Source organism: Sulfurospirillum sp. HTRB-L1, from assembly GCF_059415125.1.
In genome coordinates this window covers 58,621-78,127 of the sequence record NZ_JCAHZR010000007.1, presented here as the reverse complement: position 1 = coordinate 78,127, position 19,507 = coordinate 58,621, and the positions used below count along the sequence as shown (strand labels likewise).

18 protein-coding genes and 1 pseudogene are annotated in these 19,507 nt (G+C 47.4%); all 19 read right to left on the bottom strand.

Translation table 11 applies throughout. The features are described 5' to 3' along the window. Window positions 1-14: 14 nt before the first annotated feature. Complete coding sequence (locus AC5SLM_RS11615; protein ID WP_495251126.1) at window positions 15-668, bottom strand: HAD family hydrolase; 654 nt, start codon at window positions 666-668, stop codon at window positions 15-17. Window positions 669-754: 86 nt separating this feature from the next. Continuing rightward, a complete protein-coding gene (locus AC5SLM_RS11610; RefSeq protein ID WP_495251125.1) occupies window positions 755-1,549 on the bottom strand; it encodes a mechanosensitive ion channel family protein in 795 nt (264 codons plus the stop codon). Window positions 1,550-1,557: 8 nt separating this feature from the next. Then, window positions 1,558-2,592 (bottom strand): OmpA family protein, encoded by a 1,035-nt coding sequence (locus AC5SLM_RS11605; protein WP_495251124.1) that lies wholly within the window; start codon window positions 2,590-2,592, stop codon window positions 1,558-1,560. A 50-nt stretch (window positions 2,593-2,642) separates the two neighbouring features. Further along, complete coding sequence (locus AC5SLM_RS11600; protein ID WP_495251123.1) at window positions 2,643-4,142, bottom strand: peptide-binding protein; 1,500 nt, start codon at window positions 4,140-4,142, stop codon at window positions 2,643-2,645. Between the two features lie 161 nt (window positions 4,143-4,303). Beyond that, window positions 4,304-4,990 carry an ABC transporter permease gene (locus AC5SLM_RS11595; protein ID WP_495251122.1) on the bottom strand — a complete coding sequence of 229 codons (687 nt, stop codon included), beginning with the start codon at window positions 4,988-4,990 and terminating at the stop codon, window positions 4,304-4,306. Window positions 4,991-5,074: 84 nt separating this feature from the next. Continuing rightward, complete coding sequence (locus tag AC5SLM_RS11590; RefSeq protein ID WP_495251121.1) at window positions 5,075-6,466, bottom strand: aldehyde dehydrogenase family protein; 1,392 nt, start codon at window positions 6,464-6,466, stop codon at window positions 5,075-5,077. 74 nt (window positions 6,467-6,540) lie between these two features. Beyond that, window positions 6,541-6,978, bottom strand: a complete 438-nt coding sequence (locus tag AC5SLM_RS11585) for a universal stress protein (protein ID WP_495251120.1) — start codon at window positions 6,976-6,978, stop codon at window positions 6,541-6,543. Between the two features lie 11 nt (window positions 6,979-6,989). Continuing rightward, the gene (locus AC5SLM_RS11580) at window positions 6,990-8,312 is read right to left on the bottom strand and encodes a TRAP transporter large permease (protein WP_495251119.1); all 1,323 of its coding nucleotides are present in this window, start codon (window positions 8,310-8,312) and stop codon (window positions 6,990-6,992) included. Then, the gene (locus AC5SLM_RS11575) at window positions 8,302-8,811 is read right to left on the bottom strand and encodes a TRAP transporter small permease subunit (RefSeq protein ID WP_495251118.1); all 510 of its coding nucleotides are present in this window, start codon (window positions 8,809-8,811) and stop codon (window positions 8,302-8,304) included. Before AC5SLM_RS11575 ends, AC5SLM_RS11580 begins: the two co-directional genes overlap by 11 nt. 42 nt (window positions 8,812-8,853) lie before the next feature. Beyond that, window positions 8,854-9,879: a TRAP transporter substrate-binding protein gene (locus tag AC5SLM_RS11570; protein ID WP_495251117.1), complete on the bottom strand. Its 1,026-nt coding sequence runs from the start codon at window positions 9,877-9,879 to the stop codon at window positions 8,854-8,856. A gap of 89 nt (window positions 9,880-9,968) precedes the next feature. Then, window positions 9,969-11,246 (bottom strand): 4-aminobutyrate--2-oxoglutarate transaminase, encoded by a 1,278-nt coding sequence (gabT, locus tag AC5SLM_RS11565; protein WP_495251116.1) that lies wholly within the window; start codon window positions 11,244-11,246, stop codon window positions 9,969-9,971. Window positions 11,247-11,435: 189 nt separating this feature from the next. Then, entirely contained in the window at window positions 11,436-12,209 is a 774-nt protein-coding gene (gene pstB / locus AC5SLM_RS11560; protein WP_495251115.1) for a phosphate ABC transporter ATP-binding protein PstB, read from the bottom strand. 14 nt (window positions 12,210-12,223) lie between these two features. Next, window positions 12,224-13,390 carry a phosphate ABC transporter permease PstA gene (pstA, locus tag AC5SLM_RS11555; RefSeq protein ID WP_495251114.1) on the bottom strand — a complete coding sequence of 389 codons (1,167 nt, stop codon included), beginning with the start codon at window positions 13,388-13,390 and terminating at the stop codon, window positions 12,224-12,226. Window positions 13,391-13,399: 9 nt separating this feature from the next. After that, window positions 13,400-14,359: a phosphate ABC transporter permease subunit PstC gene (gene pstC, locus AC5SLM_RS11550; protein WP_495251176.1), complete on the bottom strand. Its 960-nt coding sequence runs from the start codon at window positions 14,357-14,359 to the stop codon at window positions 13,400-13,402. Window positions 14,360-14,476: 117 nt separating this feature from the next. Then, window positions 14,477-14,656, bottom strand: a pseudogene (locus AC5SLM_RS11545) (phosphate ABC transporter permease family protein); the annotation flags it as partial. 59 nt (window positions 14,657-14,715) lie between these two features. Continuing rightward, window positions 14,716-15,759, bottom strand: a complete 1,044-nt coding sequence (locus tag AC5SLM_RS11540; RefSeq protein WP_495251113.1) for a substrate-binding domain-containing protein — start codon at window positions 15,757-15,759, stop codon at window positions 14,716-14,718. A gap of 150 nt (window positions 15,760-15,909) precedes the next feature. Further along, on the bottom strand, window positions 15,910-16,299 hold the full coding sequence (gene rpsI, locus AC5SLM_RS11535; protein WP_495251112.1) for a 30S ribosomal protein S9: 390 nt from the start codon (window positions 16,297-16,299) through the stop codon (window positions 15,910-15,912). Window positions 16,300-16,301: 2 nt separating this feature from the next. After that, a complete protein-coding gene (gene rplM / locus AC5SLM_RS11530) occupies window positions 16,302-16,727 on the bottom strand; it encodes a 50S ribosomal protein L13 (RefSeq protein WP_495251111.1) in 426 nt (141 codons plus the stop codon). 79 nt (window positions 16,728-16,806) lie between these two features. Further along, window positions 16,807-19,506 (bottom strand): RecB-like helicase, encoded by a 2,700-nt coding sequence (locus AC5SLM_RS11525; protein WP_495251110.1) that lies wholly within the window; start codon window positions 19,504-19,506, stop codon window positions 16,807-16,809. Between the last annotated feature and the right edge of the window lies 1 nt (window position 19,507).

Below are 19,507 nucleotides of genomic sequence, written 5' to 3'. Positions count from 1 at the left end.
CTTCAGAATACGTTTCAGATTGTATCGTTCTTACTCAATTTCAGGATTTTTTCTACTGCCTCCATGGGTGAAATTGTAACATGTGACGCACATGTTTCCAGGTGCGAAAGGGCACCATACCCACACGTCACCGCCACACCACAAATACCCGCCTCTTTTGCCGCTAGCATATCCATGCAGGTATCACCTACCATCCAAGACGAAGCTTTTGAGGCACCCAGTGCTTCGAGTGCTTTAAGAACGGGTTCGGGGTGGGGTTTGGGATGGGTAACATCTTCTCGCCCAATGAGCACGTCAAAATAGTGCATCACACCCATGTGCTCTAAAAGCTCACGAGAGTATCGGCTTGTCTTCGTCGTCACAACGCCCAAGGTTGCAAAAGAGTGCGCTAGAGCAATGGCCTCACGCGCAGTGGGCAGTAAGGTTGTTTGAGGTTTTGAAACCACACGGTAATGCTCTTTGTACGCGCTCACGTATCCTTGCACCTGTTCAGGGGCAACACCCAGTTGTGAAAACATCACATCCAAAGGATGTCCAATCAAGGCGCACACGGCTTCTTGTAAAGGCTTTGGGTGATCATGCCGCTCAAAGGCAGCGCAAAACCCGCCAATGATTGCCTCGGTCGAATCAATCAATGTTCCGTCTAAATCAAATAAAATAACCTGCAAACAAAATCCTTTACATGTAGATGGCATTGTACCTATGGAGCATAAAAAACGTATGATAGACCCAGAAGTGTCTGGGTCGTGCCGTGTTAGTCTTTATGGAGTTGCACTTGAGGGAAGGGAATTGTAATGCCTTTGGCATCAAACGCCAGTTTAACGCGCTCAATGGTGTCAAAATAGACCCCCCAATAATCAGGGCTATTGACCCAAGCGCGCACGACAAAATTGACGCTGCTATCGGCAAGTTCTGAAACCGCAACAAACACAGCAGGGTCTTGTAAAACCCGCCCATCTGCAGTAACAGTCTCCCGCAAAGTTTCTTTTACGAGTAGCAAGTCGTCGCTGTAACTCACGCCAAAGACCAAGTCCACACGGCGTGTGGATTTAGCGGAAAAGTTTGTGATATTTCCCCCGATAATGCGCCCGTTGGGAACAATAATAAGTTTATTATCCCCTGTGCGCATAAAGGTACTAAAGAGGTTAATCTCTTCCACCGTACCAGACTCACCTGCTGCGTTGATGAAATCGCCCACTTTAAAAGGGCGAAACACCACGAGCAAAACTCCTGCGCCCACATTGGAAAAGGTGTCTTTAAACGCAAGGCCAACCGCCAAACCTGCGGCTCCTAAAACGGCTACAAAAGAGGTGGTTTCAATGCCCACATTAGAGAGTGCGGCAAGGGCAACCACCACAAGGAGTAGCCCGTAAATCACATTGGAAAAGAACCGCGTCAAGGTGATTTCCACCTTGGCCTTTTCCATCATCTTCGTCGCAAGCATGGAAGCCCAGCTGGCAAGTTTCTTTCCCACAAAAAAGAGAAGAAACGAGCCTAAAACTTTTAATCCATATACACCCGCTAGGGTTGCTATTGATTCAAACTCCATCGCACTACCTAGTCTTTAAATTTTGTCTCAACACGGCGATTAAGCGCTCTGCCCTCTTCTGTGTCATTGCTAGCAACGGGTTGCATTTCACCAAAACCTACGGTAGTAATGCGGTGTGCTTTGACGCCCAAACGGGTCAACTCTGCAGCTACAGCTTTAGCACGTTCTTCGGAGAGTTTTTGGTTATAAGCTTCCGCACCCTTGCTGTCTGTATGCCCTTCAAGGCGCACGGTAAACACTTCGTGCACTTTCAAAAAGTCCGCAACTTCTTCGATTTCACGCATAAATTCAGGTTGAACTTTTGCTTCGTCAAAGTCAAAGGCTACCCGAAGTGTCACCATTTTAGCACATCCATCAGCTCCCACTTCAACCCCCGCAGGTGTGTTAGGGCACTCATCAAGACGGTCAATCACACCATCCCCATCGGTATCTTTTTCAACAACAGGAGCAAAGGACATGGGTGTAGGCTCTGGCGCGGGTGCTGGAGCAACCACAGGCGTTGGCTCTACGGGTGCTGGCTTGGTGGCTTTTGGGCCAAAGGGGATTCCTAAACCTACGGTGTAAAAGAGGTTATTGGCGCCGTAGTCAAACTTGATAGCATGGCGCACGTCTGCTTTGAGCCACATATCATTGACGAGTTGGTATTTTACGCCTACTCCGTATTGGCCAAACATAGCATCGTGATTCTTGTCAAATCTGTTGCTTAGGTGCTCATACCCCACCCCTACAAGGGTGTAAAGTTTTGTTTTTACCGCCACATCGTATTCTTTGATGATGTTGGCAAAATAACGGGTGATGTCTGTTTTTGAACCCGAGCCTTTAATGCCCACACGCGGAGCGTGCTCAATACCTAACTCGATTTGGTCAAAGATAAATCCATCTACATTTTTTCCCAAACGTAGCCCATAATTTAGCTGGTCTTTAAGTCCAAGATTTCCTTCGGGTTTTACACCGCCGATTGTAGGAGTAATCTCATACTCATAGGCAGCCTCACTGGCGACAAGGGCAGTTGCCGCAACTAACGCAATAACAATTCTTTTCATGACGCGTCCTTTAAGGTAAAATAAAAAGCAATTCATTATACCCTAAAAGGCTACTTCTCTAGCTTTTCCCACGCTTCTAGGTTGTGCGCAATGCCGATAAATGCAGGTTCCACAGGAGCAATGGCGCGATTAACAACGCTTAAGGTTTTAGGAATATACAAAAACAAATAGGGCACATCTTGCGCAATGTGCTGGTAAATTTCGCGGTAAATTTCCCCAAACTTTTCATCATCTACCGTGCGTTCTGCTTCTTTAATGAGCGCGTCCACCTGCCCATTAGCATACCCCACAAAATTAAACCCACCTTTGCGCCTAGATTCGCTGTGCCAAATGCTGTAGGCATCACTTTTAAGGCCTAAATTCCACGCAAGCAGCACGGCTTCAAAACGGCGAGGCAAAATGACGGTATTTAAAAAGGCTTGCCACTCCATCACGCGAATACGCATCTTTACTCCCGCTTTTGCCAGTTGGTATTGCAACACTTCTGCGGTGGCCGCGCGGGACCCTGAAGAGGTCGTCAGGGTAAACTCCAAAGGGTTTTCTGCCGTGTATCCCGCTTGGGCGAGTAAGGCTTTGGCCTTTTCACTCTCTTGGGAAGGGGCTTTTACCTCAGGATTAAAGGCATTTGTGCGGGGGAGAAAGGGGCCTGTGCACACTTCCCCATGCCCAAAGAGTAAAATGTCCACCAACTCTTGACGGTCAATGGCAAGGCTTAGGGCTTGGCGCACACGGAGGTCTTGAAATTTCGGGTCTTCAAGGTTCAAACCCACGTACGCATAGGAGTGCGCAATACTCTCATGCACGGCGTAAAAATCGTGAAACCCTGCATCCAACTGGCGTTCGTGCTGTAAGGGAGTGATGCTGCTAAGGTCAAGTTTTCTAGAGCGGAGCATCATAAATTCGGTTGCATTATCGGGTAAAAAATGAAATACCAAGCGCTCAGGCTTTGGTTTTCCTTTAAAATAAGTGGGGTTAGCCCGCAACACAATGTTTTTAGAAAGCGTAAAGGTCTCTAGGATATAAGGCCCCGTACCAATGGGAGCTTGGTTAAAGCGCGATGTCATCAATGCCTTTTCATCTTTTAGTAAATGGTGCGGCAACACTTCCATCATCCAAATTTCCAACGCCTTGAAATAGGGGTATTTATACCTTACATGTAAGGTAAATTCATCCACCATGTCAACAGATTCTACATGGGAAAACCCACTAGAATAAGGGGTAAAAATTTCAGGGGAAAGAATGGTTTCGTAGGTAAAAAGCACGTCTTTAGCGCTAAAGGGTGTACCATCACTCCACGTAACGTCTTGGCGCAAACGAAATTCGAGCAGTGTGGGAGAGAGAAAGGTAAAGCTTTGGGCAAGTTCTGGTTCAATATTGCCGTCTTTGTCATAACGCACCAAGCCGTTAAAAAGCCACCGCGTAATGGAACTGCTAGCACTGTCTGTGGCAAGAAGGGGATTAAAACGACTCGGGTTTGCAGGGATAGACAAATGCAGTGTAGTAGCTAGTAGCGAAGTGGCGATTGCTAAAAAAAGAAGGAAGGGTTTCATGGGGGAGATTGTACCAAAAAAAATGGCATCCGGGGCGGGTAACCCAGATGCCTAGCGTGGTGAAAAATCTTAGTACTACAAAAAGGAGTGTTTGTCGCTATGGACTCTGAAAGTATAGTCCGCAGGAGTAAACACCTTCTAAACCCCAAGTAAATAAAGAATTAACCTCGGCTTTTTTGGGAAAAAAACGTATAAATCACCACGGAAAATCCTGCCGTGCACAATATCATGACCATCACGACAATCTGATACCGCACCGCCACCATCGGCGAAACACCCGAGAGAATTTGCCCGGTCATCATCCCAGGAAGTGACACTAACCCTACGGCCAAAAAACTGTTAAATTGCGGAATAAGCGAGGCGTTAAAAGCACGGTTTCTGGCCACCTCAAAGGGGTGTTTTTCCCTTTCACTGGCCAAACGTTCCGCATAAAGGCTCAACGCGTTCATACTAGAGGCAACAATCATCCCCGCAAGGGGAATAAACGACTGAGGATGGTACCACGGCATTGTACCAACAACGTGCATTACCAAGGCTAGCATACTAGCCGAGGCAAGGAAAATGCTTAAAAGCAAGGCACCAAGGGCACGTGCTCCGCGCTCTTTCATGTGCCTTTTGGCAATAAAAGTCGAAGCCCCAAGCATCACACCAAAAACCCCCACGCTCACCCAAGGGCTAGGCGCTTCAAATAAAAAAACAAGCACATACCCAATGGCTAAAAGCTGCAAGACCATACGCGCCGAAGCGACGCCAAGGGGCTTTAGAGAAAACCCCCAACGGGCCATAACAACCCCAAGCACCATCAAAGGAAGCACCATCAACGCCAAGGAGCTCCACGGAATAAGCATCGTTTTTCCTTTACATGTAAACGCCACCGTAAGTATACTGTTTTAGCTCCCACACGGGGCTTTTACATGTAAAGCTACAAAAACCTACAACACGCTGGATTTAATAACCACAAGCTTTTCGTTGGTCATGTCTTTCATGGAATGACTAATGCCACCAATCCCAAGCCCTGAGGCTTTTGCGCCGCCAAAAGGCATCCAATCTACCCTAAAAGCGGTATGGTCATTTACCATTACCGCTGTAGCGTTGAGGCGCTTCACTGCCCTTAGGGCGTTGTCGATGTTTTTAGTAAACACCGCTGCTTGAAAAGAAACCTCTAGGGCGTTGGCTCTATCAATCGCCTCTTCCATCTCCGCATACGCATACACACACACGACAGGGGCAAAAACTTCCTTGGTGGAAACAAGCGCCTTGTCTGATGGGTTAAGAATCACCGTAGGCGCGTAGCATGTGTCAGAAATCCTCTTGCCGCCCGTTAAGATTTTTCCCCCTTGAACCACCGCTTCATTCACCCACGCTTCCACCCTATCAACTTCTTTAGGGTTGATAAGCGGGCCTACTTCGGTTTTGGGGTCTAGTTGATTGCCCACGACCAGTTTAGAAGCGTACGCGGCCAACTTTGTGGCAACCTCATCGCAAATAGACGCATGCACATACACCCTTTGCACCGACACGCACACTTGCCCTGCATGGTAAAACCCGCCTTTTCCGATGGAAGGAATCAGTTCGTCCACATCCGCATCAGGCTCCACAATCACAGGGGCAACCCCGCCGTGCTCTAGCGCAACCCGTGTGCCAGGGGCGACTTTGGAGTTAAGATACCAACCAACCGCACCTGAGCCAATAAAGGTCAAAAAGTTGATTTTAGGCGAAGTGGCCAAAAGCTCGGCACCCTCTCTTCCACACACCACCGCTTGCGCCCAGCCTTTTGGCAAGCCCGCTTCTTCTAGAATCTCAATCAAACGCAGGGCAGACATCGGGGTTTGCGTGGCAGGTTTAATAATCACAGAACACCCTGTCGCAATGGCAGGAATGACTTGGTGCACGGCCAAATTGAGCGGGTGGTTAAAAGCGGAAATTGCCGCAACAACACCAATGGGCTCTTGAAACGTAAAGGCGAGGCGATTAACAGAACTTGCCGTATGGCCCATGGCAACTTCTTTTCCCTCTTGGGCGCCCAAGGCTTCAATGGCTAATTTCACCCCACCAATCGCCCTGTGCACTTCCACTTGCGAATCCATCCACGGCTTACCGCCTTCGCTCGCACACAGTTTAGTCAGTGCGTCCACTTGGGCACTCATCAGTGCGACAATTTTTTCTAAAATCGCTACCCGTTGGTGTTTGGGAAGATGGTTTTTATGGTCTAAAAATGTCGCGTGTGCTAAGTCGATTGCTGCTTGAACCTCTTGGGTTGTTTGTAAGGGCACAGACCCCACCACGCTCCCGTCATACGGAGAAGTTACTTCAATTTTTTGCATTCTTATCCTTTACATGTAACGTTTTTGCGCGACATTATAATGCACCGCTTTTATAATGTCGCTTTATCAGAAGTCTAGTAGTCGCTTAAGCGAATTACAAAAACCGAACACGCCGCATGGCGAATGACCCGCTCGGCGGTGCTGCTGATAAAATAGCTTCCCAAGCCCGGCTTGGTTGCCATCATCACAATCGCATCGGCGTTTACCCTGCGTGCTTCTTCTAAAATTTCTCGGTGCACCGAACCGTTTCGGATGTTAAAGGAGATTTTATCCGTAGGGAGTTGATGCTCTTTAGCAATTTCTCGTAATCTTTTAAAAGCATCGTGATTATAGTGCTTTTCATTTTCTTCATCCAAGATAGGATACACAGACCCATGCACACGGTTTTCGTTCACGTACAACAACGAAAGGTTTCCGCCCTCTTCATCAAGCACCTTTAACGCGCCTGCAAACAATTTTTTGTGATTTTCTGCATACGCTAGGTGGAGCGGTACTAAAATACTTTTAAACATCTCTGCCTCCTCTACCCCATAACCTTATTTGGTAACCACAAAACAATCTCTGGAAATAGCATACACAGTATCAAAACTGTCAAATTCACCAAAACGAAGGGCGTGACGGACTTGTAAATCTCCCCCATGCCAATATCAGGCGGGGCGATGCCTTTGAGGTAAAAGAGGGCAAACCCATAAGGGGGCGTTTGAACCGCAATTAAAATATTAATAATCATCAACACGCCAAACCAAATCGGATCATACCCCAACGAAACGGCAATGGGCGTAAACAGTGGCGCGCACATCAAGACAATAATAAACTCATCAATGATGAACCCCAAAAACAGCATAATCACTTGAAACATGAGAATGATGGCAATGGGGGGCAAATCCAATCCGCCCGTAAAATCCGCAATAAGCCCTTGGATGCCCATGAGCAAGTGAAAGTTACTAAACACCGAGGCCCCAAAGATAATCCACATGGCCACACTCACCAACAGGGTTGTTTGAATGCCCACCATCCGAAACATATCAAACTTTAACCGCTTGAAAAAAATGGCCAATAAAATCGCGCCCGCAACCCCAAGTGCGCCCGATTCTGTCGGTGTAGCGATGCCGCTAATAATACTGCCAAGCACGACAAAAATAAGCCCGATGGACAAAAACCCATCTCGCAATACGCGGATTTTTTCCTTCTTGGTCAGCGGAGGCAAGGCCACTCCTTCGCTCAGTAAGGGAGCATTTTCAGGCTTAAGCCAAGAACTTACCACAATATACAAGACCAACAAAATAATTGTCACCAACGCGGGCATCATTGCGCCCAAAAACATGCGTCCCACCGAGTTTTGTGTAGACGCAGCAAACATAATCATAGGAATGCTTGGGGGAATAAGAATACCCAGCGCACCCCCTGCCATGATAGTCCCTAGCGCCAAACGGCGGTTATACCCCGCGTCTAGCATGGGCTTTAGGGCGATGCTGCCTGAGCTCATAATGCCCGCACCAATAATGCCCACCATCGCTCCAATCATAGAGCAAATAAACACAACGCTAATCGCCAACGACCCACGAATCTTTCCAATGGCCATTTGGCTAGCACGAAACATCGCATCCCCGATGCCCGCATGGGTTAAAATCTGCCCCATGTAAATGTAAAGAGGGATGGCAAGCAAGATAAAACTAAAAAACGTTGACTCCACCGTTGTGGGGATGACATTAAAAATTCCATCTCCCCACGTCCAATACCCCACCGCCATCGCGATGCCGCCCAAGGCCAAGCCAACAGGGGCCCCTAGGGCAAAGAAGATAAAAATACAAAACAACAAAACACCCGTAAGCAACTCAACACTCATCCGCAAGCTCCTTTTCCAATAGTGGCGAACCTGTTATGAAGTGATAGAGTTCTGTCACCATATCTCTCACCAATTGCATGATAAACAACGTGCTCGCGATGCACAACATAAGCCAAAAATGCCACATAGGCGGAGCCCATTCGCTTTGGCGACGGAATCCATACTCCAAAGCTTCCTTAAGCTTTTCAACTCCCATGTAAAAAATGATGGCTAAAAAGAAGATGGCTAACGCGTAAGAGATGAGATTAAAAATATTTTTGGCTCTAGGAGAAACCGACAAATAAAGAATATCGACGGTGATGTGGGATTTTTTCTGTTGCGCATAAGCTCCTCCCAAAGCCGAAATATAACCAAATAAAAAGAGGGACAGGTCGTATGCCCAGATAGTGGGTGCATTAAACGCATACCGCGCGGCGACTTCATACACAACAACAAAGGCAAGCAAGGGCATCAATGCCGATGCCCCCTTGCCAAGCCACATAATGATTGCATCAACCACTATGCAAAACCCTTTCAATGATTGGACAATCATCTTAAGATACTATTGCGCTTGCGTTTTGCGAAGAACGTCAATGAGTTGTTTGCTGTACGTGTCTTTGGACCCGTACTCATCCCACAAGCCAGCACCAGCTGTTTTCCATGCCGCTTTATCGGCTTCAGAAGGCTCAGGACTCCATTGCAATCCTTTGGCTTCCATCTGCGCAACCGCTTCTTGTTCCCATTTTTTTGACATTTCTAACTGCTCTTTGGCGTGTTGGACGGTTGCCTCATAGACCGCTTTTTTATGCTCATCAGACAATTTGTTCCATGCAGCTCTGTTAACAACGATGGGCAATACCTGCGCACCCGCTAGAGGCAATTTGTACATGTACTTGGCCACTTCAACATGGTTGCCATCGCGGTGGTCAATCATATTGCTCCCAATAGACCCGTCGATAACCCCTGTTGCTAAACTGGTATAAATCTCACTCCAAGCCAATGACACAGGTGACGCGCCTAGGTTTCTTAAAAATCTACCATAAGCACCCGGTGCTCTAATTTTTAACCCTTCAAAGTCTTTCACGGAGTTAATAGGGTTTTTAGTGATGATATACACAGGAGGCTGGATGTAAGGCTCTAGCCACACAAGACCTTGAGAACCGTAGGCTTGTTTTAAAATATCGCCCCACCCTTCTTCGTGAAAGAGCTTGTGCAACTCTTCAGGATTATCCGTTCCACCTGGCAAACCAATCTCTACAACACCCGCAGGCAATTCACCCGCATGCATGGATTGAAAAGGCGCTCCCATGGTAATAAGCCCCGATTTTGTAGCACTAAGCAATCCCGATGTTCCAACACCTTCTCCCGAGAAAAGCACTTGCACCTTGATGGCGCCATCGGTTCGTTTTTCAATCTCTTTTGCAAGGTTTTCATAAAGCTCACCAAAGGCCGTACCGCGTCCATAAAGATTTGAAAATCTCCAATTGTGTTGTGCCGCCTTCGCCGTATCTACGGTTGCCATAACTCCTAATAGTGCGATAACAAAGGTTGCTACTGCCCCTTTTTTAATCTGTGAAAATAGATTCATTGTAAAATACTCTCCTTTTTTTGATAATGTTAATGTTTAATAAAAAACCACCTGTTTTAAAAATTGAACATTCCTCCTTTATTGGATTTCTACACGATGCTTTCAAACAATGCGTCAAACTTGTCCAAGCCCTCGTGCGCTAATGCGTCGCTGATGGTTAAGGCTGGCAAGAAGCGAATCACGTTGGCATTAAAGCCGCACGACAAAAGAATCAACCCAAACGCTGGAGCTTTCGCGATAATCGTTTTGGTCAAATCCACGTTGGCTTTTTCAGGGTCACCCTCGCACATTAGCTCAATAGCGATCATGGCGCCTTGGTTGCGCACATCGCTAATGTGCTGAGGAAAACGCTCTTTTAAAGCGGACAAGCGGGCATGAAACAATGCCCCAATGGCATTTGAACGGGCGATGAGGTCTTCTTCTTTAATGATGTCCAGAACCGCCAATGCCGCGGCGCACGCCACAGGTGACCCGCCATAGGTTCCTCCAAGGCCACCAGGAATGGGCGCATCCATAATCTCTTTTTTACCCACGACTGCCGCAAGGGGATAGCCTCCCGCAATGCCTTTGGCCATAGTAATCAAATCAGGCTCTACGCCTGCGTATTCGATGTTGAACATTTTTCCCGTGCGTCCAAAGCCTGTTTGTATTTCATCGATAACCAAAACAATCCCATAGGCATCACACACACTGCGCAGTTCACGCAAGAGTTCAGCAGGAGCTTGGTAAAACCCGCCCTCGCCTTGGATGGGTTCAATGATAATAGCAGCCACATCGCTTGGCAAAATGTCTGCTTTAAACAAATTTTTAAGGGCTTTTAGGGTGTCTGCAATCGTAGTGTCCGTAAGCGCGGAAGGGAAAGGCAAGTGGTAAAGGTCAGAAGGAAAAGGGCCAAATGCCGCTTTATACGGGGCGATTTTTCCCGTAAGGCCCATGGTTAAGTTGGTTCGGCCATGGAAGCCGCCGTTAAAGGCGATAACACCCCTTCTTCCCGTGTAGGCTTTTGCGATTTTGATGCAGTTTTCAACCGCTTCGGCGCCTGTTGTCACAAAAATAGCTTTTTTTTCACTCTCACCCGGGGCAATGGCGACCAACTTCTCTGCCAACTCAACCGCGACTTCATAGGGGTTAACCATCACACACGTGTGGCTAAAATTCTCAATCTGTGCCTTAACCGCTTCAATGATTTTAGGATGGCTGTGGCCGGTGTTGCACACGGCAATGCCCGTGCCAAAATCAATGTAGCGGTTTCCCTCTACATCCCATAATTCGGCGTTTTTCGCCCGTTTAACAAACACAGGATAAACATTTCCTTGACCCCGTGCAAAAACTTTTAACTTACGTTCTTGCAAATTTTTATTATTCATTGTATTCCTTCTGGTATGGTGCCAAAAAAAAGATTCTATAGGGAATCTCAATTTTAATCTTAAAATTGTAACGCAATGAGGGAGTGGAAGGGGGGTGTTGAGATGATTATTTATTAAGCATTTTGGAATTTAATATAAAGGAGGAGGAGGGGGTGTTTTGGCCAAAGGAATCTCCTTGGCCAAAACAATTTACCCAAATTTACCGGTGATGTACTGTTCTGTTTTGTCTTCTTTAGGGTTAACAAACATTTGTTCTGTTTCCCCGTATTCAATCAAATCGCCCAAGTGGAAAAAGGCGGTGTAATCGGCCACCCGTGCGGCTTGTTGCATGTTGTGGGTTACCACCACGATGGTAAATTTTTCCTTGAGTTCGACCATCAAATTTTCAATAATTTGTGTCGAAATAGGATCAAGCGCGGAAGTTGGCTCATCCATCAAAATCACATCAGGTTCCACCGCAATGGCGCGGGCAATGCACAAACGCTGTTGTTGACCGCCTGAGAGCGCGGTGCCAGGTTGTTTGAGCTTGTCTTTGACTTCGTTCCATAATCCCGCACTCTTAATGGCTTTTTCTACAAGCTCATCACACTCAGGGCCTTTTTTGACAATATCATGCATCAAGGGCGCATAGGCAATGTTTTCATAAATGCTTTTAGGAAACGGATTGGGTTGTTGAAACACCATCCCGATGCGCTTGCGCACCGCCACCACGTCCACACTAGGGTCGTAAATATCGTGCTCATCAATCTCCACCTTGCCTTCGATGCGCACCGAACTAATCAAGTCATTCATGCGATTTAAGCAGCGCAAGTACGTCGACTTACCACACCCTGAAGGACCAATAAAGGCAGTAATTTTCTTTTCAAAAATATCTAAGTTCACGCCTTTTAGGGCTTGGTTGTCACCATACCAAAGCTTTAAATCGCGCGAACGTACCTTTACATGTAAACCCTCTGTCTTCATTCTTTTATCCTTCGTTACCATTTTTTCATGTATTTGCGGCGCAAAAAGATTGCGACGGTATTGAGCGAAAGCAAGATAGTCAGTAGCACCAAGATGCCCGCTGCGGTCTTTTCAACGTACATCTTCTCAGGCATTCCCGACCATGTATAAATCTGTGCAGGCATGACCGTTGCCGCTTGAAAGATGTTTGTGGCTGCGTCAGGCACAAAGGCTATCATCCCCACCATGATAAGTGGTGCCGTCTCCCCGATAGCTTGGGCAAGGGCGATAATAGACCCCGTGAGCATGCCAGGAAGCGCCATGGGAAGCACGTGGTCTTTGACAATCTGCCACCGCGTCAACCCCAAGCCAAATCCCGCTTGACGGATGGAATCGGGCACGGATTTAAGCGCGGCTTTGGAGCTAACGATGATGATAGGCAAACTCATGAGCGCCAAGGTCATCCCGCCCACCAGCGGCGAACTGCGCGGTACGCCAAAAAAGTTGATGAAAATCGCCAGACCAAGCAAACCAAACAAGATGGAAGGAATGGCCGCAAGGTTGTTGATATTGACCTCAATAATTTGCGTCAAGCGATTATCAGGAGCGAATTCTTCAAGGTAAATCGCCGTCATGATGCCAATGGGCACCGCGATGGCCATGGTGACAAGCATGGTTAAGATGGAGCCTATGATAGCCGAGAAAAAGCCCGCATTCTCAGGAATCTTTGAATCCCCTGTGAAAAAGAAAATGGTGTTAAAGCGCAGTTCAACCTTGCCATCAGCCCTAAGCTTTTCGACCATTTCAATTTGATTTTCCCGCAAACGGTGTTGCCTGTTTTTCATGTATTGGTCGGTTTCTGCCGCTCCAAGGGCCCACAAGGTTTGGGTTGTGCCTATCCATTCGGGGTGCTTTTCAATCATCTGCGGCAAGCCTCGCACCCACGCACGGGAGATAATCGCCAACGACTCTCGGTCAAACTCCGCGTAGGGATTTTGCAAGGTGCGTTCTGTGATGGAAACGTCAACCTTAACATAGGCTTGCTCTAGGGCAGGAAGCCCTTGACGAAACATATCAAAAAGAAAAAAGGCCAAAAAGGCGATAGATGTTGCCAATGCCGTAGCGGCAATGCGCCTAAAGCGCGTCGCTTTTTTGTTGCGTTTTTCGATTTGCGGAATGTAAAAATAGTCGTTCTTTTGCATCGTTTGCCCTTAAAGATTGGATACTTTGTATTTTCTGTGAAACGAGCGAATCAGATACACTGAAATCACGTTGATGATGAGCGTCACCACAAACAACACCAAACCAAGGGCAAAGGCCGCTAGGGTAAGGGAACTGTCAAACGCTTGGTCGCCCACCATGGCTTCGACAATTTTCACCGTCACTGTCGTCATGTCTTCTAGCGGATTCCACGTGAGGTTTGGCCTTAACCCTGCGGCCATGACCACAATCATCGTCTCACCAAGGGCCCGTGAAATGCCTAGTAGTACCGCTGCGATGATGCCAGGCATGGCTGAGGGAAGCACGACAAATTTAATGGTTTCGGCCTTATTCATCCCTAGGGCCATGGAACCGTTGCGAATGTTGTTAGGCACGGAACTGATTACATCATCGGAAAGGGAAGCGATAATCGGGATAATCATAATCCCCATCACGATTCCCGCGCCCAAAGCACTTTCAAAGGAGGCACGAATGCCAAGCATGCTAAAAAACGACACGATAAGAGGAGCCACCGTGATGGCAGCAAAAAAGCCGTACACTACCGTAGGAATCCCTGCCAAAATCTCTAAGGCAGGCTTGATACGGTTGCGCGCTTTGTCGCTTGCGTATTCGGAGAGGTAAATCGCGGAAAGCAACCCAATGGGCACCGAGACTAGCATCGCAATGGCAGTGATGTAAAAGGTACCAGCAAAAATGGGCACGGCCCCAAATTTAGCACCCGCCACGTCTTCATGGCTACGGCCCGCACCCTCTAAAAAGGCGGTGTCTGGCTCCCATGTGGTGCCAAATAAGAAGTTAATAAAACTTTCCCGTTGGAAAAAATGAAAGGCTTCAAAGACAATGGAAAAAAGAATCCCAAAAGTGGTGATGATGGAAACCAAAGCCGCTAAAAGCAACAACCCCCTAATAAACCCTTCCACCAAGTCTCTTGCCTTGGTGCGTTCGTTCATTTTCATGCTTAAAACGTACAAAGAAAACGCGGCCAAACCCAGTGCGGCGGCGATGAGCATGAGGGGTGGAATGGAGGCGACTCCAAAAAGAGATAAAAATACCCCTACAACCCCCACCATGATGGCAGGAAGTCCTGTGTAGAGCGTGACAAACCAACCGTATTGGTCGGGCTGAGAGTGCATTTTTAGCCCCTTGGCGCGAATGCCAATGGCCCGTCCCTTGCCGATGACAAAGGCGATAAACAAAAGCGGGAAAAGTCCCCCAAAAAAGATGAGAAAGAGTGTTTGTGTACTCACGAATTGCCCTTTTAGTGCCTTACATGTAAAGGGAAAACCCTTTACATGTAAGCGTAGAATTACTTAGTTACAACACCTTTTTTAACCATTTCTTCTGTTAAAAGAGTGCGTGCTTTGACAGAAGCTTGCAATTTTTTAAGGTTTTCTGCTGGCATAGGAATAAGGCCGATCGTTTTCAAAACGCCATCGTTGCCAATCATCGCATCGCTAACAAACAAGTCAAGGTACGCGTCCATGCCTTTTACTTTACTAAAATGGTCTGCTTTGGCGTAGAAGAAAAGGCTACGTGCAACAGGGTATTTAGCACTAGCAATGTTTTCAAAGTTTGGCTCAACACCATTAAGGGTTACGCCACTGATTTTGTCGTGGTTTTCTTCCAAGAAGCTGTAGCCAAAGTAACCTACGGCGTCTTTATCTTGCACTAAACGTTGCACAATCAAGTTGTCGTTTTCGCCACCAGGAATGAACACGCCATCGGTACGTACTTTTTTGTATTTACCTTTTTGGCTTCCGTAAGCTTCAAATTTCTTAGAAGCTACTTCCATTACCATCTCATCAAACGCATCACGGGTTCCTGAGGTTGTAGGAGCGCCAATCATTTTGATTTCGCGGTTAGGAAGGCTAGCGTCGATGTCACTCCATTTTTTATAAGGGTTTTTTACAAGGCTTTTGCCATCTTTGCTTGGTACTTCTTCGGCAAGTGCCAAAAAGACTTGTTCAAGTGTTAAGTTAAGTTTTGGATTCGTATTGCTTTGTGCAATGGAAATACCGTCAAATCCAATCACCACACCTGTAATGTTGTTAACACCATTTTTCTTACACTCTTCAAACTCAGAAAGTTTCATAGGGCGTGAAGCGTTGGTGAAATCAGGAGTATTTAAATCGCTGCCTGCACAAAAGATTTTCATCCCGCCGCCTGTACCCGTAGATTCAACAACAGGGGTTGCATTACCTGTAGTTGCACCAAACTCTTCGGCAACGTAACTTGAAAAAGGATACACCGTAGAGGATCCAACAATACGAATCTGGTCACGCGCTTGGGCAGCACCAACAACGACAGCGGCAACCGCAGCAGCGAGTACCGTTCTTTTTAAAAGTGTCATTAACAACTCCTTGGAAAAATGTAATTTCGGGGGAGATTGTAACGCGAAATAATTACCAAACGGATACAAGAAGGGGTTTACATGTAAGGAAAAAAGTGAGAGAAAAAGAAGAAGAAAGCCCCAAAAAATGGGGCTTGTAGGTTTTTGAGATTAACGTTTAGAAAACTGTGGACTTCGGCGTGCTTTGCGCTTACCAAATTTCTTACGTTCCACCACACGTGAGTCGCGAGTAAGAAGACCTTTGGGCTTAAGAAGTGCTCTAAAGTCCGCATCCATAGACGCAAGGGCTTTAGAAATACCGTGACGAAGTGCTTCTGCTTGTGCAGAATAACCACCACCCAAGGTGTTAGCGACGATATCCATAGACGCTTCTTGCTTGGTCACAAGCAAAGGTTGAACCACTTTAAGTTTAATCGCTTCGTGTCCACCTAACCACGCGTTAAGGTCCATGCCATTGACTACAATCTTACCGCTACCTGGGCTTACCCAAACTTTAGCGACAGCTGATTTTCGTTTTCCAGTTGCATAAATTTTTGCCATCGTTATTTTCCTTCTGCCGAGCTAACTTGGGCCGTATGGGGGTGTTCGCCACCTGCATAGACTTTGAGTTTTTTAAGCATATCGCGTCCTAGGTTTGTCTTAGGAAGCATGCCGCGTACTGCGAGTTTGTAAAGCTTAACAGGGTTATTTGCAAAAAGTTCGCCCATTTTTTCGCTTTTAGTGCTACCAAAGTAGCCAGAGTGTCGGTGATACAATTTTGCATCCAGTTTATTACCGCTAAATTCTGCCTTGCTTGCGTTGATGATGATTACATAATCCCCACAATCAACATTTGGAGTAAACGAAGGTTTGTGTTTTCCGCGAAGAATCGAAGCAACTTCGGTCAAAATACGACCAAATTTCTTGCCTTGTGCGTCAATCACAATCCAGTCTCGTTTTACTTCATGTGGCTTGGTTACTTTTGTCATACGTTATGCCTTTGCCAATGTGTTTTAAGAGTCGTGATTGTAATCAAGATATACTTATAGTTAGCTTAATTTCAGCATTTTATAAGTTAATTGCATCGATTTGTTCTTCGCCCACATAAAAAAGCCACGCTTCCACAGGTTTGCCCGTAATGCGCCCGATGGCTTCTTTATACAAGCCCACTTGGCGCCTGTGTGCTTCTTGCCCGCCGCGCCCACTTTTGTAGTCAATCACCACCATTTTTTCTTCGCTTTCCACCAACACGTCCACTTGTTTTTGCTCCCCTTGGTACATCAAAGGTTGCTCTTTGTGCACCGTACCAAGCTCCACCAACGCCACAAAACGCGGATCGCACACCAAGCGCTCAAGGCGCCCGTACAAGGCAGGCCATGCACTTTCTGGCAAAATCCCCCCGTAGCGGGGTTTTAAACGCTCCAGTGCTTTTTCAACCCACGCGAGGGAAAAAGCAGGCATCCATTCAAGGGCTTCGTGCAACACTTGGCCAAAAAGCCGCGCCTCCATGGAAGCCCCCGCTTCTTCGTGTTTTGGTTTGGTTTGAGACCCTAAAGCGTGCAGCCTCAAAGGCACCCGCGAAGGCGCTAAAGCGGCATTAGACGTGGGCAAAGAAGGGATGATTTCACCAAGACACGTTGGGGTTAATCCCAACACATCAAACACAGATTTTTGCGCTTTTTGCACCACCACAAGTCCCATGCGCCCCCGCGTCAATGCCACGTAATGGGCATTGAGCTGGTCTTCTTTTTGGCGTGTTTTCTCCTTTTCTTTGGCCAGCGCGTAAGAGGCATCCACATGTTCGCGCTGTTTTTGCACGTAATGAATGGTCTCTAAAGTCGCGTCGGTGTAGGAAAAGAGCAACGGGTCGCTGTGGTTGTTTTCCCCTTTTAAGCGGTCGCACACTACCACGTAACCAAACTCCAATCCCTTGGATTTGTGCACCGTCAACACCTTTACGCCCAAGTGTTCTTGCGTGGGGGCTTCCACATCAAAACGCTCCAAGTCAAACAAAAACGCCTCAATGTCCCCATAAGAAGCCACCGCTTCCAAAAAGGCGATGAGCGGCAAACTCGACCCGTCTAACCCCAAATATTCCACCATTTTCAAAAAAACATGCTCCAAGGGCGCGTCAAAGGAAAAAACGCGTGCGGGAACGTCGCTCACGCTTAAGGCTTGGGTGGTGTGCCAAAACAAAGGAGCACGAAAATAGCTGTACTTTGCGCATTCAATCAACGCTTGGACAGAGGGAATGTCTTTGAGTTTTAAGGTACTGTGGGTGCTTACATGTAAGCCCTCGTAAGCTTCTTGCAACGCCTCTTTAACCTCCGTAGCATCCGCATTGGTTTGGGTAAGTACAGCAATCTCATCAGCATCCACGCCCGCGTCCAAGAGTGCGCCCACGCGCTCTACTACGCCTTCTAGAGGGTCTTCCACGCACACGACCTCCACCCTTCCGCCCTTGGCATTTTTGGGCGTTGCTTGGGGAATATAACGGGGAAGAAGTGGACCAAATACGTCATTAACAAAGGTAACCACCGCTTCTTTGCTGCGGTAATTGGTGCGCAGGGCATCCACGGACACATCAAAACGCTTCGCCGCCTCATAAAATAACGCTTGTGAACCACCCCGAAACCGGTAAATCGACTGCTTCACATCCCCCACGTAAAAAAAACTTCGCGCAGCTTTAACACCCACGCCTGAGACAATTTCTTCAATCAATGGTGCCAAAATCTCGTATTGGGCTACGTTGGTGTCTTGAAATTCATCAATCAACAAATGTTCTACCATCCCATCAAGACGAAAATACAAAAACTCGCGGTCAAGCCCTTGGTGGAGAAGGCGGTAAACACCATTGGTGACATCGGTAAAGGTGAGTTCGTTGCGCTCTTTTGCCAGGCTAATGCGCACCTGTTTGTAGATCTCAAACAAGGCCATGAGTTCTCCCAGCAAAAACGCTTCGCGCCCGCGTGCATACATCCCATAAGCACATTTGAGGGCCTCAAAGAGCACGTCAAGTTCGGGCGTGAAGAGCTTTTTATAATCCCAGTATTCCAAACTCTCCTTCGCCCAAAAGCTTTTTTCAAGCAACCCTTTCAGGGTACGAGGCTCAAAAGGACTACGCGCACGTGGCGAGGCATTGGCTTTTTCTAAAAAATCACGGATGTTCGCCGCCGCATCAAGCACGGGTGCATCACTGGGGTAAGGGGTGGGTGGGAAAAAAAGGCGCTCTAATTCGCACTCTTTTTCATACAAGACCGTAAACAAGGCAAAGACATCGTTGCGCGAAAGGCGAAGCAAGGCGGAAAATTTTGCCAATGCCGCCATCTTGCCTGCATGTTCTACTGCTTCTAAAAAATGTTCCAAAAGGCCAACCGTATCAGGCTGTGCCCCGATGGAAAAATCAGGCAAAATCCCATGGTGCAAGGAAAATTTCCGCAAAATCCGCGCCACGTACGCATCGATGGTTTCAATCGCAAGGGCAGCATCCCAAAAAATGGGCAAGGCGCGGTCTCGCAACGCCAGCACTGTAGAAATATCACACCCAAGCAAGGCACTTAACGCTTCGCATTCGGCGGGCTTGGATTCGAGGTGTTCTAGGGTGTTTTTCACCCGCTCTTTCATCTCATTGGCCGCTTTTTTAGTAAAGGTCAAGGCAACGATTCTTGAAGGATGCGCCCCTTGTAGTACCAAGGCAACATACCGCACACTCAGGGCAAACGTCTTTCCGCTTCCTGCGCTAGCCTCAAGGGCAAGTTTATGCTCCACC